The sequence below is a fragment of the Ferrovibrio sp. genome (assembly GCF_025869515.1).
GTDB lineage: Bacteria > Pseudomonadota > Alphaproteobacteria > Ferrovibrionales > Ferrovibrionaceae > Ferrovibrio.
Map to the genome: position 1 here is coordinate 1 of NZ_JAOZVR010000031.1, position 12,781 is coordinate 12,781.

Annotated in this window: 12 protein-coding genes; 1 reads left to right on the forward strand and 11 read right to left on the reverse strand. The window is 62.7% G+C overall.

The window, feature by feature from the left end; translation table 11 throughout:
- The 11 genes from OJJ21_RS04690 to OJJ21_RS04740 form a co-directional block, all read right to left on the reverse strand.
- Positions 1 to 1,293: TRAP transporter large permease (locus tag OJJ21_RS04690; protein WP_297683639.1), on the reverse strand; the 1,293-nt coding region annotated here is incomplete at its 3' end.
- A complete protein-coding gene (locus OJJ21_RS04695; protein ID WP_297683641.1) occupies positions 1,233 to 1,751 on the reverse strand; it encodes a TRAP transporter small permease in 519 nt (172 codons plus the stop codon). The genes OJJ21_RS04690 and OJJ21_RS04695, both read right to left, overlap by 61 nt.
- An 11-nt stretch (positions 1,752 to 1,762) precedes the next feature.
- Positions 1,763 to 2,773 carry a TRAP transporter substrate-binding protein DctP gene (dctP, locus tag OJJ21_RS04700; protein WP_297683643.1) on the reverse strand — a complete coding sequence of 337 codons (1,011 nt, stop codon included), beginning with the start codon at positions 2,771 to 2,773 and terminating at the stop codon, positions 1,763 to 1,765.
- Positions 2,774 to 2,881: 108 nt separating this feature from the next.
- A complete protein-coding gene (locus OJJ21_RS04705) occupies positions 2,882 to 4,600 on the reverse strand; it encodes a RimK-like ATPgrasp N-terminal domain-containing protein (RefSeq protein WP_297683645.1) in 1,719 nt (572 codons plus the stop codon).
- Between the two features lie 23 nt (positions 4,601 to 4,623).
- Positions 4,624 to 5,076: an N-acetyltransferase gene (locus OJJ21_RS04710; protein ID WP_297683646.1), complete on the reverse strand. Its 453-nt coding sequence runs from the start codon at positions 5,074 to 5,076 to the stop codon at positions 4,624 to 4,626.
- Positions 5,076 to 5,951, reverse strand: a complete 876-nt coding sequence (locus OJJ21_RS04715) for an MBL fold metallo-hydrolase (RefSeq protein ID WP_297683648.1) — start codon at positions 5,949 to 5,951, stop codon at positions 5,076 to 5,078. Before OJJ21_RS04715 ends, OJJ21_RS04710 begins: the two co-directional genes overlap by 1 nt.
- A gap of 4 nt (positions 5,952 to 5,955) precedes the next feature.
- The gene (gene glp / locus OJJ21_RS04720) at positions 5,956 to 7,164 is read right to left on the reverse strand and encodes a gephyrin-like molybdotransferase Glp (RefSeq protein WP_297683650.1); all 1,209 of its coding nucleotides are present in this window, start codon (positions 7,162 to 7,164) and stop codon (positions 5,956 to 5,958) included.
- The gene (moaC, locus tag OJJ21_RS04725; RefSeq protein ID WP_297683652.1) at positions 7,161 to 7,643 is read right to left on the reverse strand and encodes a cyclic pyranopterin monophosphate synthase MoaC; all 483 of its coding nucleotides are present in this window, start codon (positions 7,641 to 7,643) and stop codon (positions 7,161 to 7,163) included. Before moaC ends, glp begins: the two co-directional genes overlap by 4 nt.
- Positions 7,640 to 8,446, reverse strand: a complete 807-nt coding sequence (gene trpC / locus OJJ21_RS04730; RefSeq protein WP_297683654.1) for an indole-3-glycerol phosphate synthase TrpC — start codon at positions 8,444 to 8,446, stop codon at positions 7,640 to 7,642. Before trpC ends, moaC begins: the two co-directional genes overlap by 4 nt.
- Positions 8,443 to 9,519: an anthranilate phosphoribosyltransferase gene (trpD, locus tag OJJ21_RS04735; RefSeq protein ID WP_297683656.1), complete on the reverse strand. Its 1,077-nt coding sequence runs from the start codon at positions 9,517 to 9,519 to the stop codon at positions 8,443 to 8,445. The genes trpC and trpD overlap by 4 nt, the downstream gene beginning before the upstream one ends.
- Positions 9,516 to 10,127, reverse strand: a complete 612-nt coding sequence (locus tag OJJ21_RS04740) for an aminodeoxychorismate/anthranilate synthase component II (RefSeq protein WP_297683658.1) — start codon at positions 10,125 to 10,127, stop codon at positions 9,516 to 9,518. Before OJJ21_RS04740 ends, trpD begins: the two co-directional genes overlap by 4 nt.
- A gap of 176 nt (positions 10,128 to 10,303) precedes the next feature.
- Here OJJ21_RS04740 and OJJ21_RS04745 point away from each other — a divergent pair, with 176 nt between their 5' ends.
- Complete coding sequence (locus OJJ21_RS04745) at positions 10,304 to 12,658, forward strand: methyl-accepting chemotaxis protein (protein ID WP_297683660.1); 2,355 nt, start codon at positions 10,304 to 10,306, stop codon at positions 12,656 to 12,658.
- The last annotated feature ends 123 nt before the right edge of the window (positions 12,659 to 12,781 follow it).

Genomic DNA, 12,781 nt, shown 5'->3' on the forward strand with positions numbered 1-12,781 from the left:
CATGCAGAGCATGAACGGTATTGCTCCCTTGAGGATGGTCGGCAGACGTACATCCGGAGCAATTCCGTTGATGACGAAAAGATTCAATCCCACCGGCGGCGTGATCAGGCCGAGCTCCATGTTGATGGTCAGGATGACGCCGAACCAGATCGGATCGAAACCTGCATTGGCAATGATCGGAGCCAGAATCGGCGTAGTCATCAGAATGATCGCCGCGGGTGGGAGAAAACAACCGGCGACGAGCAGCAGGATATTGATAAACAGCATCAATATCCAGCGATTGACATCGAGACCGGCAATCCACTGCGCGATGGACTGGGTTACGAACAGGCTCGACATCATATAGCTGAACAGGATCGATGCGCCGATGATCATGAGCAGCATGCCGGATTCGCGCATGCCATCCCGCAGAATTTCGAACAGACTGTGCAGGTTCCATACCCGGTAGATGACAATCACCATCAGCAGGCACAGCATGGCCCCGACGCCAGCCGCTTCCGACGGCGTGGCAATGCCGCCATACAGGGCATACACAACGCCGACGATAACCAGGATGAGTGGGACGACTCGCGGCAGCAGTTCAATTTTTTCGGCAAAGGAATAGCGGCGGCCGAAATCGGCCAGTTTTTCGCCGCGCTTCCAGCTGATGAACAATGCCCATGCCATGAACAGGGTCGTGAGCAGGATGCCGGGCAAAACGCCGGCCAGGAAAAGCCTGCCGATCGAGGTTTCCGAGGCGATGCCGTACAGGATCATCGTCACGCTGGGCGGGATCAGGATGCCCAGGGTGCCGCCTGCGGCGATGGCGCCGGTTGCCAGATCTGCGGAATAGCCGCGCTTGCGCATCTCCGGGATGCCCATTTTGCCAATGGCGGCGCAGGTTGCGGGCGAAGAGCCGGTCAGGGCCGCAAACAGCGCGCAGGCGCCGATATTGGAGATGACCAGCGAACCCGGCACACGGTTGAGCCAGCGGTTCAGAACTTCATAGAGGTCCGCGCCGGCACGCGACGACGCAACGGCCGCCCCCATGATGACGAACATCGGAATTGACACGAGTGTAAAATCATCGAGGCCGCCGAAGATCGTTTCGGCGATAAAATTCAGGCTGCCCCAGCCTTCCAGCAGGATCAGGAAAAACAGGGAAACGATGCCAAGACCGAAGGCAATCGGGATACCCGTGGCAAGCACAGCCAGAGCGACGACGCAAATCAGCGCGCCGAGATGAAGTTCGTTCACAGGCGATCCTCTGGCTTGAGGCCGAATGGCATGTCGCGCCCGGTCGCAACGGCCCAAATATCAGCAATATACTGCAGACAAAGCAGGCCGGTACCAACGGGCACCGACAGATACGGAATCCACAGGCGGGCACGCCACATCGAACTGGTCAGCCGGTCCGTTGCATAGGTCTCGTGCCACCAGAAGATCGAACTCCAGAACAATGCAGCGCAAAATGTAAGAGCCAGACCCGATGCGACGAGGGCCAGGACAACCCGAGCGCGCTGGCTTGCCAGCAGCGGAATCAGATCGACATTGACGTGTCCCCGGGTCAGCAAGATGTAGGGAGCGCCGATAAAGGTCGCTGCGATCAGGGCAAAGATAACGAATTCGGTCTGCCAGATCGTTGATTGACCAAGCACCGCGCGCTGAAAAATCATCTGGCACACGATGATGATGCTGAGCAGGATCAGCAGGATGGCAAACACCCCGCTGATCCGCGACAGCCATCGTACCAATGATACGAAGCGATCCATGCTGGTCTGACTCAGCGAACCTGCAGAGCTTTGACGATCAGTGCCTTACCGTTCGGCACCTTTTCGGAAAAGGTACGATACGAGCTGCTGTTGGCGACATCGCGCCATTTGGCCGCCTGTGCTTCCGTCATGGTCACGACCTTGACGTTGGCTTTCTTGAAGGCGGTGACAAGTTCATCATCCATTTTCTTCGACTCTGCAGCGAAGTAATTCTCCGCTTTTTTCGACGCATCCATAATGACTTTCTTCTGGGCGTCGGTGAGCTTGTCGAAGCTGCGCTTGGACATCAGAACCGGCTCATACATGAACCACAGGGCGTTGTCGCCGGGTGCGGTCAGACAGGCAACCTGTTCATAGAGGCGGAACGAAACGAAACTGCCCGAAGAGGTGTCGGTTGCTTCGGCAACGCCAGTCTGCAGCGCATTGTAGACTTCGTTGGACGGGATCGAGACGATCGATGCTCCGGCACCAGCCCACATTTCGGCAAAAGTGGCGCCGGCCGAACGCACCTTCAGACCTTTGGCATCGCCGGGTTCGAGGATACAGTTCTTTTTCGAGCCGAAGGCACCGGCCAGCCAGGCATCGGCCAGAACAACCACACCGGCGTCATTGATGATCTTCTTGATGTCCTGCATGAAGGGCGAATCATTGATGCGTTTGGCATGGTCGTGGTTTTTGACCAGGCCAGGCATCAGAGTGGCGCCGAATTGCGGGTGCTGTCCGGAAGCGTAATCGAGCGGGAAAGACGTGATGTCGATCTGCCCCTTGATCATGGCATTCCATTGCTCGGTGGCCTTCACCAGGCTGGCGCCGGGATACACCTTGATGTCCAGGCCGACATTGGCCTTGGCAGCGTCGCGAGCGATCATCTGCACCATCTCGTCGCGCACATCGCCCTTGCCGCCCGGGAACTGATGGGACGCCTTCAGGGTGATATCGGCCGCCAATGCACCGCCAGTCCCCAGGAGGCTGCCGGCACCAAGCATCACAACCCCTGCCATCAGGCTAATCTGTCGTTTCATGGGTTTCCTCCGGTTTTGTTATTTAATTGTTTGACGGTCATACTAATAAAACCTCATTTGCCCAACAAGAAATGTCGAACAATCGGATTTTTTGCAGCGCACGCGGCTTTATTTCCGGGGAAACGACAATGGCAGCAGTGGATCCTCCTGCGGATCCTCGCTCTGTATTGCATGCGGTCGTGCATTGCCTAACACCGCGGCAATGACCTGGCTGGAAACTTCGGCCGCAACCTTAGCAGAAATTTCGCTGGCCACTTTGGCGGCTACCTGGGCGGCGATCTGGGCCGGTGAGGGGGCAGCGCCGTTATTCTGGGCGAATGCATAGCCCTGTGTCACGGCCTGCAAGCCGGCCGCTGCTACCTCGCCGCTGCCCGGCCGCTCTTCCAGCCGCCGGATGAATTCCTGGATGATGCGACGGTAAAGGTCATCCTTGAGGATGCCATCCTCTTCACCCTGGTTGATCGAAGGGTTGTCGTTCACTTCGATCACCACCACGCCTTTGGCGGTCTGCTTCAGGTCGACGCCGTAAAATCCGTTGCCGATCAGGCCGGCGGCCTTGAGCGCGATATCCACGACTTCCTGCGGGGCGGATTCGATCGGCAGAGTGCGGAAGCCGCCCTCGGTGAAACGGCCGCCGTCGCCATGCTTCACCACCTGCCAGTGGCCGCGCGACATGAAATACTGACAGGCATAGATCGGCTGTCCGCGCAGGATGCCGATGCGCCAGTCGAAATCGGTGTAGAGATACTCCTGCGCCAGGATCACATCGGATTCACGCAACAGGCGGGCGGCGGCTTCCACCAGTTGTTCGCGGTTCTCAGCCTTGACGATGCCGCGCGAGAACGAGCCATCCGGAATCTTCAGGATGATCGGATACGGGATTTCCTGATCGATCGCCTCAATACCGCGATTGTCGAGCACCACGGTTTTCGGCGTCGGGATCTTGTTCGCCTTCAGCAGTTCGGCCAGATACACCTTGTTGGTGCAGCGCAGGATCGAGGTGGGGTCGTCGATCACCGCCATGCCCTCGTTTTCCGCCTTCTTGGCAAAACGATAGGTGTGATGGTCCAGGGCGGTGGTTTCGCGAATGAACAGGGCGTCGTATTCCGCCAGTTCGGCATAATCCTTCTTCTCGATCAACTCGACCTCGACGCCCATCTGCTCGCCGATCCGCACGAATTTCTGCAGGGTGCGGCGGTCGGATGGCGGCAGGGCATCGGCCGGGTTGTGCAGGATCGCCAGGCTGTATTTCGCCGCCGGCTTGGCCTTGGGCGTACGCCAGCTCGAGCGGGTGTAGGATTCCAGTGTGTGCTCGAAGAATTCCTGCTGTTCGGGTTTCAGGTCGTTCAGCGCCAGCGGGCGGATCGAGGCGATATGCCAGCCGTCTTCGGGAGAAATGCTGATCTTCAGCATCGGGCAGCGGAATTCGTCGAAGATGCGGCGAGCCAGATCGGGAAAGCGCAGATCGTCGGTACGGCCGAAGAAGACATGGATTGTGAAGGGCGCGGTCGGCAGCATGACCAGCTTCTTCACCTGCTGGCGCAGCAGCTCGTCCAGTTCTGGCAGGGCATGGCTGTAGATGCTGCGCTGGCGCAGATCGAGGATGGTCTTGACCGAGGGGATCACCTTCTGGCTGCGCGCTTCCGCCAGCAGCGAGCAGTAATAGCCGTAGCCGAGATAGGAATAGTCGTTGCTCAGGTTGATGATCTTGGCACGCTTGTCCTGCACCAGATCCGGCCGCGTGATGAACTCGCGGTTGTTCAGAACCAGACAGCCCGGATTGCGGTAACGGAAGTGCGTCTTGCGTTCAACGACGATGACATGCATGGCGGCGGGAAGCGGCTCCCGGCTCAGGACAGCGGCTTCTCCAGCCGCAAGGCATCCGAGCCATCCTGGTAATATCGGTCGATACGTTCTCTGATTCCATAGCCGCTTTTGCGGTAGAGCGCGAGCGCCGATTTGTTGCGGACGCTCACTTCAAGCCGCAGCGCGGCAGCGCCGCGTTTCCGGGCGGTTTTCTCGCAGGCAGCCAGCATTGCCGCACCCAGCCCCAGACCGCGGGCCTGGGGGGCGACGGCAATCGTATACAGGCGGGCGGCAGGGCTATCGGCGCGGAAAAATACGGCAGCAGCGGCCTGCAACTGGTTGAGCGTGCCGCTCACCAGCAGGATTGCCCGCGGATTGTGCAAAGCCGCGGCATAACTGCGGCGCGACATGCGGTCGCCGCGGAAGCAGCGGTTTTCCAGATCGACCAGGGCATCGAGATCCTTGGGCCTCGCGACTCGGACGGCAGGCGCTGGCATCAGCTCTGCGGCAGAGCGATGACGCCGCCTGCATGGCTGATCGTGCGGGTGGCGGTATCGAAATCCATCAGGTCTTCGCCGATCAGCACCGGGCCGGCATAATCGGCGCGGATATCGGCCAGCAGGGCGGTGCGGTCGAAGATCACCGGCACGAAATGATTCAGGATCAGGCAGCCGACATGGGCCTGATTGGCGACTTTCCCGACTTCCGTCGAAAGCGTGTGATAGCTGGCGACGTTAGCCAATGTTTCCGGCGAGCGGCCGGGTAATGCCAGCATCTCGCGATGGATGAAGCATTCATGCACCAGGGCATCGGCGTCCTTGGCAGCCTGGATCAGTTCCGGGCAGAAGGCGGTATCGCCGCTGAAGGCCACTTTGCGCCGGCCATCGGTGAACACATAACCGAAAGCGGCTTTCACCGGCTGGTGGCGTACCGGCACCGCGATCACGGTCAGATCGCCGTCATGGATGATGGCGCCGGGCTCGACTTCGGTGATGTCCAGGTCCAGGGCGATGGTGGACGGCCGCTTCTCATGGGCGATGCGCTGGGCCAGTTCCGGCTGCCACAGGGCCATCAGGCCCTTCAGATACTGCCGGGTGCCGACCGGGCCGTAGATGCGCTGCGGCCGGTCGCGGCCCTGATGCCAGCTGGAGATGATCAGCTGGAACAGGTCGATGATGTGGTCGGAATGCAGATGGGTCAGCAGTACGGCATCGATCAGTTTCCCGGCAGAGCTGGCGCCGAGCAGGCGCTGGGTGACGCCCGAGCCGCAGTCGATCAGGAACTGCCGGTCGCCCCAGCGCAGCAGATTGGCCGGACCGTAGCGATCGGTCGAGACTTGGGGGCAGCCGGTGCCGAGCAGGGTGACGCGCATGGCTTCAGCGCAGCCGCAGGATCGGCACGGCGGCGCCCGCCGCCAGCGCCGGGGCGTGCGGCGGCCGCACGATCAGGCAGTCGGCATCGCTCAGACGACGCAGCATGGAACTGTCCTGCCGGCCGAAGGCGGTGGCGACCAGTTGCCCGTCATCCTGCCGGTCGAGGGTGGCGCGCAGGTAGTCTTCGCGCCTGTCATTTTCGTTTAGTTTGTCGCCGGTAATGGCCATTTCAAAACGGATTTCCCAGTCCAGGCCCAGCATGGCGCGCAACGCCGGCACGACGAAATTGTGGCCGCAGACCAGGGCCGAAACCGGATTGCCGGGCAGGCCGAGCAGGGGGATGGAGGCCGTCTTGCCGAGATCAGCCTTGCCGAACATCAGCGGCTTGCCCGGCCGCATGGCGATGTTCCAGAAGTCGATGCCGGCTCCGCCACCGCCGAGGATTTTGTGGATCAGGTCATGTTCGCCGACGCTGGCACCGCCCAGCGTCAGCAGCAGGTCGCAGCCAGCGGCGGCAGCCGCCTTGGCGCGCAGGTCGGCCTCGGTGTCGCGGGCGATGCCCAGGTCGATGGCGTTGCCGCCGTTGGCCTCGATCAGGGCGGCCAGGCCGATATTGTTGGAGCTGACGATCTGGTTCGGGCCGATCGGTTCGCCGGGACGTGCCAGTTCGTCGCCGGTGGCCAGCACGGCAAGGCGCGGTTTGCGGCGCACCTGCAGCCAGGGCAGGTTCATCGCCGCCGCCAGTGCGACATCGGCAGGACCGAGCAGCCGGCCGGCCGGCAGCAGTACCTGGCCTTCGGCGAAATCCAGCCCGGCCTTGCGGATCCACTGGCCCGGCTTCGATGTCTCGCGCACCGTCAGTACATCGCCGGTGAGATCGGCGTCTTCCTGGATCACGATGGCGTCAGTGCCATCGGGCAGCGGCGCACCGGTGAAGATTCGCACGCACTGCCCCGGACCCACGGCGCCCTCATGGCGACCGCCGGCGGCGGCATGGCCGACGGGCTTCAGTTTTGCCGGGATGCTGCCGAGATCGGCCTGGCGACAGGCCCAGCCATCCATGGCACTGACATCGAAGGGCGGCTGGGTGCGGCGGGCGACGGCAGCCTCGGCCAGCACGCGTCCGGCGGCGGCGCTGACCGCCACGGTTTCCGCCGGCATCAGCGGCAGGGCGGTGACAATGCGGCTGCGGGCCTCCCGAACTGGAATCATGGCGCGTCGAAGTCGCCCGATTTGCCGCCGGATTTATGCAGCAACCTGATATCGGTGATCCGCATGCCACGGTCGACCGCCTTGGTCATGTCGTAGATCGTCAGCGCGGCGACGCTGGCGGCGGTCAGCGCCTCCATCTCGACGCCGGTGCGGCCCTTCAGCTTGCAGGTCGCGACAATGTCGATGGCATTGGCGGTGGTGTCGGGTGTCAGTTCCACCGTCACTTGGCTGAGCGCCAGCGGATGGCAGAGCGGTATCAGGTCGGATGTCTTCTTTGCCGCCATGATGCCGGCGATGCGGGCGGTGGCCAGCACATCGCCCTTGGCCGCCTGACCGGAGAGAATGAGATCGAGCGTTGCCTTCTGCATCAGAACGCGGGCGCCGGCCCTGGCCACCCGCTCGGTCTCGGCCTTGGCCGAGACATCGACCATATGCGCCTCGCCGGCCTCGTTCAGATGGGTGAGCTTGTTGCCGCTCATGCGGCCAGTTCCTTGCCGGTCAGCAGCAGGCGTGTGGCGGTTTCCACATCCGGCTTGCGCATCAGGCTCTCGCCGACCAGGAAGCAGCGCGCGCCGCATTTTGCCATGCGGTCGAGATCGGCCTTGGTATAGAGGCCGGATTCCGCCACCAGCATCTTGCCGGACGGTACGCGGGCGGCCAGCGCCTCGGTGGTGGCCAGATCGACCGCCAGGGTCTTGAGGTTGCGGTTGTTGACCCCAAGCAGGCGGCTTTTCAGCTTCAGCGCACGGTCGAGTTCCGCACCGTCATGCACTTCCACCAGCACATCGAGGCCGTATTCGCCGGCAGCGGCTTCCAGTTCGGCGGCCTGCGTATCGCTGAGCGAGGCCATGATCAGCAGGATGCAGTCGGCGCCCAGCGCGCGGGCCTCGATCACCTGATAGGGATCGAGCATGAAGTCCTTGCGGATGATCGGCAGCGTGACGGCGGCGCGCACCTGGCGCAGATAGTCGTCATGGCCCTGGAAGTAGGGCTCGTCGGTCAGCACCGAGAGGCAGGTAGCGCCGCCGGCGGCATAGGCGCGGGCCAGCGTCGGTGGATCGAAATCGGCGCGGATCAGGCCCTTCGAGGGAGAAGCCTTCTTGATCTCGGCGATCAGACCATAGCGACCGGCGGCCACGGTGTTTTCCAGGGCGCGGATAAAGCCGCGCGGTGCGGGCGTGGCGCGCGCCTGCTGCTCCAGTGCTGCAACGGGCACAGCCGCCTTGCAGCGGGCGATATGGGCCCGTTTGTCGGCGTTGATCCTGGCAAGAACGTCGCTCATGACGCTTTCTTTTTCACGGGCTTTTCTTCTTCCGGCGCCGGTGGCGGCGGCTCGTGGGTAATCTCGATCAGGCGGGTCAGCGCGGCGCCGGCCTTGCCGCTGTCGATCGACTGCGCCGCCTGGGCCGCGCCATCGCGCAGGTCCCTGGCCTTGCCGGCGATCAGCAGGGCAGCTGCGGCGTTGAACAGCACGATGTCGCGGAACGCTCCGGGCGCACCGTTCAGCACGCCGCGCAGTGCCACCGCATTGGCGGTCGGCTCGTCGCCCTTCAAGTCCTCAAGCTTTGCTTTCGGCAGGCCGGCATCCTCGGGCGCAATCTCGAAATGACGCAGCTTGCCGCTATCCATTTCAGAGACGTAAGTCGGTCCGGTGGTGGTGATCTCGTCAAGGCCATCGGAGCCATGCACGACCCAGACCTTCTCGGCGCCCAGCTTGCCCATCACCTCGGCCAGGGGCTGCACCCACTGGCGATCGAACACGCCGATCAACTGGCGCTTCACCAGCGCCGGGTTGCTGAGGGGACCGAGCAGGTTGAAGATCGTGCGGGTGCCGAGTTCGACGCGGGTCGGCCCGACATGGCGCATGGCGCCGTGATGCCGCGGCGCCATCAGGAAGCCGACACCGGCCTCGGCAATCGCCTTTTCGATCAGGCGGAAGTCGCAGTCGATGTTGACGCCGAGTGCGGTCAGCACATCGGCGGCGCCGGTCTTGGACGACACCGCCCGGTTGCCATGCTTGGCCACCGGCACGCCGCAGCCCGCCAGCACGAAGGCCGAGCAGGTCGAGACATTCCAGGTACCCTTCACATCGCCGCCGGTGCCAACGATATCGATGGCGCCGGGCGGAGCTTTCACGCCGTTAACCTTGGCACGCATGGTCATGGCGCCACCGGTGATCTCGTCGACGCTTTCGCCGCGCACGCGCAGGGCCATCAGGAAGGCGCCCATCTGGGATGGTGTGGCATTGCCAGACATCATCACGTCGAAGGCCGTGCGGGCATCCTCGATACCCAGCCGTGCTCCGCCGGCGACCAGCCCCAGCAGCCGCTTGAATTCCGTTACGTCCGCACTCATGCCGCCTGTCCGCGCCCCGAAATCTCATTCACAGGAAGGCCGCAATAGCGCACAAAATTCGCCAGCATCGCAAGCCCGTGCTCGGAGGCGATGCTTTCGGGGTGGAATTGCACGCCGTGGATGGGGAGGTCGCGATGGGCGAGCCCCATGATGACGCCGTCCTCGGACCGGGCGGTGACCGTCAGGCTGTTGGGCAGGGTCGCCGGGTCCACCGTCAGCGAATGGTAGCGGGTGGCGAGGAAATCCTGCGGCAGGCCGGTAAAGACGCTTTCGCCGGTATGGTGAATGCGGCTCATCTTGCCATGCAGGGGCTGCGGCGCCCGCACCACCTTGCCGCCGAAGGCCTGGCCGATGGCTTGATGGCCCAGGCAGACGCCGAACAGGGGCAGGCGGGTTTCGGCGGCCTTGTCGATCATGGCGAGGCAGATGCCGGCCCGGTCGGGGTCGCAGGGGCCGGGCGACAGCACTACCCCGGCGGGTTTCAGGGCCAGAATCGCCTCCGGCGTGGTCTCGTCGTTGCGGAAGACCTGCACTGGGGCACCGACCTGGCCGAAATAGTGAACCAGGTTCCAGGTGAAACTGTCGTAGTTGTCGATCAGGACCAGCATGGGCGCGTTTTCCTCAAGGCGGTCAGCCTAGCATCCCGGTGCCGGCCGCGCCACGCCCTGACACTCGCAATGCTAGTATGCGTTTTGTCAGTTTCTTTTGTAGAATCATAGTATTGCCCCGAACGTAAAAACCCAGAACAATCCAGACCGAGCAGAATCGGGAAGGGGAAAGCGGAATGGTTGATGCGCCGGTGGCGACACAGCGGCAGGGGGGAATCCGCCAGCGGCTTTACCTTGCAGTAGGAGCAATTGCGTCTTTCGCCCTGATTTCGGCAGCAACCGGATGGTTTTCACTGTCCCGGCTCGATAACGCCATTACCACCGTGACCGATGACGGGGTGGCGTCCGTGGTGGCGGCGCTGGCGCTGGCCGAACGGGTTGCCGATCTGGCAGGTGCCGCCCCCGACCTGGTTTCGGCGACCACCGAGGCCGAACTCAAGACCACGGCTGCCGGCATCAAGGAGCGCGAGGCCGATATCCGGTCGGTCCTGGACCTGGTCGCCGCCCGGGTGACCGGTGAAAAGCTGGAGAATATCGGGAAGGAAACCAACGGCCTGCTGGCCAATATCACGCGGCTGGAGCAACTCGTCGGGGCGCGCATACAGACCAGCGTACAGCGCATCCAGGAAACCCAGGCTCTGGCCAAGGCGCATGATGGCTTCCTGCGTTTTGCCAACCCGCTGATCGATGACGCCGTGGTCGATCTCAATGGCAGCATGACCAGCGTGACGCGCAGCGGCGACCTGGCGCGCATCGAACGGTCGCTGACCCGGATGGCCAATAACGATCTTGCCCTGGTGCAGGCTACCGCGACCCTGATCGGTGAGGTCAACAATGCGGTCGGCCAGCTTGCGGTCGGTGCGCAGGCTGCCAATCGCGCCGAGCTGATGGAGATCGCCAAACGCTTTGCCACCACGTCGGAGCGTGTCACCAAAGCGCTTGCGGTCGTGGAAAAGATCAATCCGCATCCCGAACTGATCAAGGCGACCAAGGAAGTGCTGTCCTTCGGCGATGACGGAACGGGATTGCTCAGTTTCCGTGAGCAGGAACTCGACTCGCTGGAATATTCACTCTCCACGCTGAAGACCAGCCGTGAAGCAGCCAAGCGTCTTGGTGCGCTGTCGCAGGGCGTGGTGGAAGACGCCAATATCGGCGTTGCCGATGCAACGCAGGAAGCCAAGAATGTCAGCATGGTCGGTATGACCACGCTGATCCTGGTGGCGGCAGCCAGCCTTGGTGCCGCTTTCCTGGTCGGCTGGCTGTATATCGGCCGGCGTATTGCCGATCCGCTTGCCATGCTGACTGGCGCGATGGGGCGCCTGGCCAACCGCGAATGGGCAACCGAAGTGCCGGACCGCGAACGCAGCGATGAAATCGGCGCCATGGCGCGCGCCGTCCAGGTGTTCAAGGAAAACGGCCTGGAAAACGAGCAATTGCAGATCGAAGTTGAGCGCAACCGCCAAAGTGCGGAAGAACAGCGCAAGGCGCAGGAGCAGTTGCTCGACCGCGCGGTCGGCGAAGTGGTGGGCGCGGCCGCCGGCGGCGACCTGACTGCCCGTATCGATACCAGCACACTGGATGGCATGATGGGACGGCTTGGCGAGCGCATGAACGGCCTGCTCGGCACGGTGGATACTGTCTTCGTCAATCTGGGCGATGCACTGGCCGCGATGGCGCGGGGCGATTTCACGCATCGAATCGAAGCTGAGTATGAGGGCGTGTTCGATCGCCTGAAACAGGATGCCAACCGCACGGCGCAGCAATTGTCCGAGACGGTCGGCAAGGTGACGATCGCTGCGTCTGCCGTGCGCGACGCTGCATCCGAGATTTCGACCGGCAGCAACGATCTGGCTGGTCGCACCGAGCAGCAGGCGGCCAGCCTGGAAGAAACCGCCGCCTCGATGCATGAAATCACGGCGACGGTGAAGCAGAATGCCGACAATGCGGAGGCTGCCAACAACCTCGCGGCAACCGCGCGCAGCACGGCTGAGAAGGGTGGCAGCGTGGTGCAGGATGCCGTCACGGCGGTGAGCCAGATCGAGGGCAGCGCGCAGAAGATTTCCGACATCGTCGGTCTGATCGACGAGATCGCCTTCCAGACCAATCTGCTCGCCCTGAACGCTTCGGTCGAGGCGGCGCGTGCCGGCGAAGCAGGCAAGGGCTTTGCCGTTGTCGCGCAGGAGGTGCGCGCGCTGGCGCAGCGCTCGGCCGATGCGAGCAAGGAGATCAAGACGCTGATCCAGGCTTCCAATGCCCAGGTCAAGACCGGCGCGGCGCTGGTGAACCAGGCCGGCGCCAGCCTGACCGAGATCGTCACGGCGGTGAAAAAGGTCGCGGATATTGTTGGCGAGATTTCATCAGCCAGCCGCGAGCAGGCCGTCGGACTGGAAGAGGTCAATACCGCCGTGGCCAATATGGACGAGATGACCCAGCGCAACGGCGCCTTGGTGGAACAGACCACGGCTTCGGCCACGGCAATGGCCCGGCAGGCCCAGGAATTGGCGGATTTAGTGGGACAATTCCGGGTTTAGGGTGTCAATTTAGCAGTTGAATGCGCCGGCTGGCGCGTTATACCCATTTCCGTCTTTCAGGCCCATCTTAACAGGAGGTCGACATGGCCACGGACGCCATTCGGGTCGCGATTTTGGGTGCCA

Excerpts from the sequence above, each read along its gene's own strand:
- OJJ21_RS04695 (WP_297683641.1), bottom strand. The coding sequence starts at position 1,751 with ATGGATCGCTTCGTATCATTGGTACGATGGCTGTCGCGGATCAGCGGG.
- dctP (WP_297683643.1), bottom strand. The coding sequence starts at position 2,773 with ATGAAACGACAGATTAGCCTGATGGCAGGGGTTGTGATGCTTGGTGCC.
- OJJ21_RS04705 (WP_297683645.1), bottom strand. The coding sequence starts at position 4,600 with ATGCATGTCATCGTCGTTGAACGCAAGACGCACTTCCGTTACCGCAAT.
- OJJ21_RS04710 (WP_297683646.1), bottom strand. The coding sequence starts at position 5,076 with ATGCCAGCGCCTGCCGTCCGAGTCGCGAGGCCCAAGGATCTCGATGCC.
- OJJ21_RS04715 (WP_297683648.1), bottom strand. The coding sequence starts at position 5,951 with ATGCGCGTCACCCTGCTCGGCACCGGCTGCCCCCAAGTCTCGACCGAT.
- glp (WP_297683650.1), bottom strand. The coding sequence starts at position 7,164 with ATGATTCCAGTTCGGGAGGCCCGCAGCCGCATTGTCACCGCCCTGCCG.
- moaC (WP_297683652.1), bottom strand. The coding sequence starts at position 7,643 with ATGAGCGGCAACAAGCTCACCCATCTGAACGAGGCCGGCGAGGCGCAT.
- trpC (WP_297683654.1), bottom strand. The coding sequence starts at position 8,446 with ATGAGCGACGTTCTTGCCAGGATCAACGCCGACAAACGGGCCCATATC.
- trpD (WP_297683656.1), bottom strand. The coding sequence starts at position 9,519 with ATGAGTGCGGACGTAACGGAATTCAAGCGGCTGCTGGGGCTGGTCGCC.
- OJJ21_RS04740 (WP_297683658.1), bottom strand. The coding sequence starts at position 10,127 with ATGCTGGTCCTGATCGACAACTACGACAGTTTCACCTGGAACCTGGTT.
- OJJ21_RS04745 (WP_297683660.1), top strand. The coding sequence starts at position 10,304 with ATGGTTGATGCGCCGGTGGCGACACAGCGGCAGGGGGGAATCCGCCAG.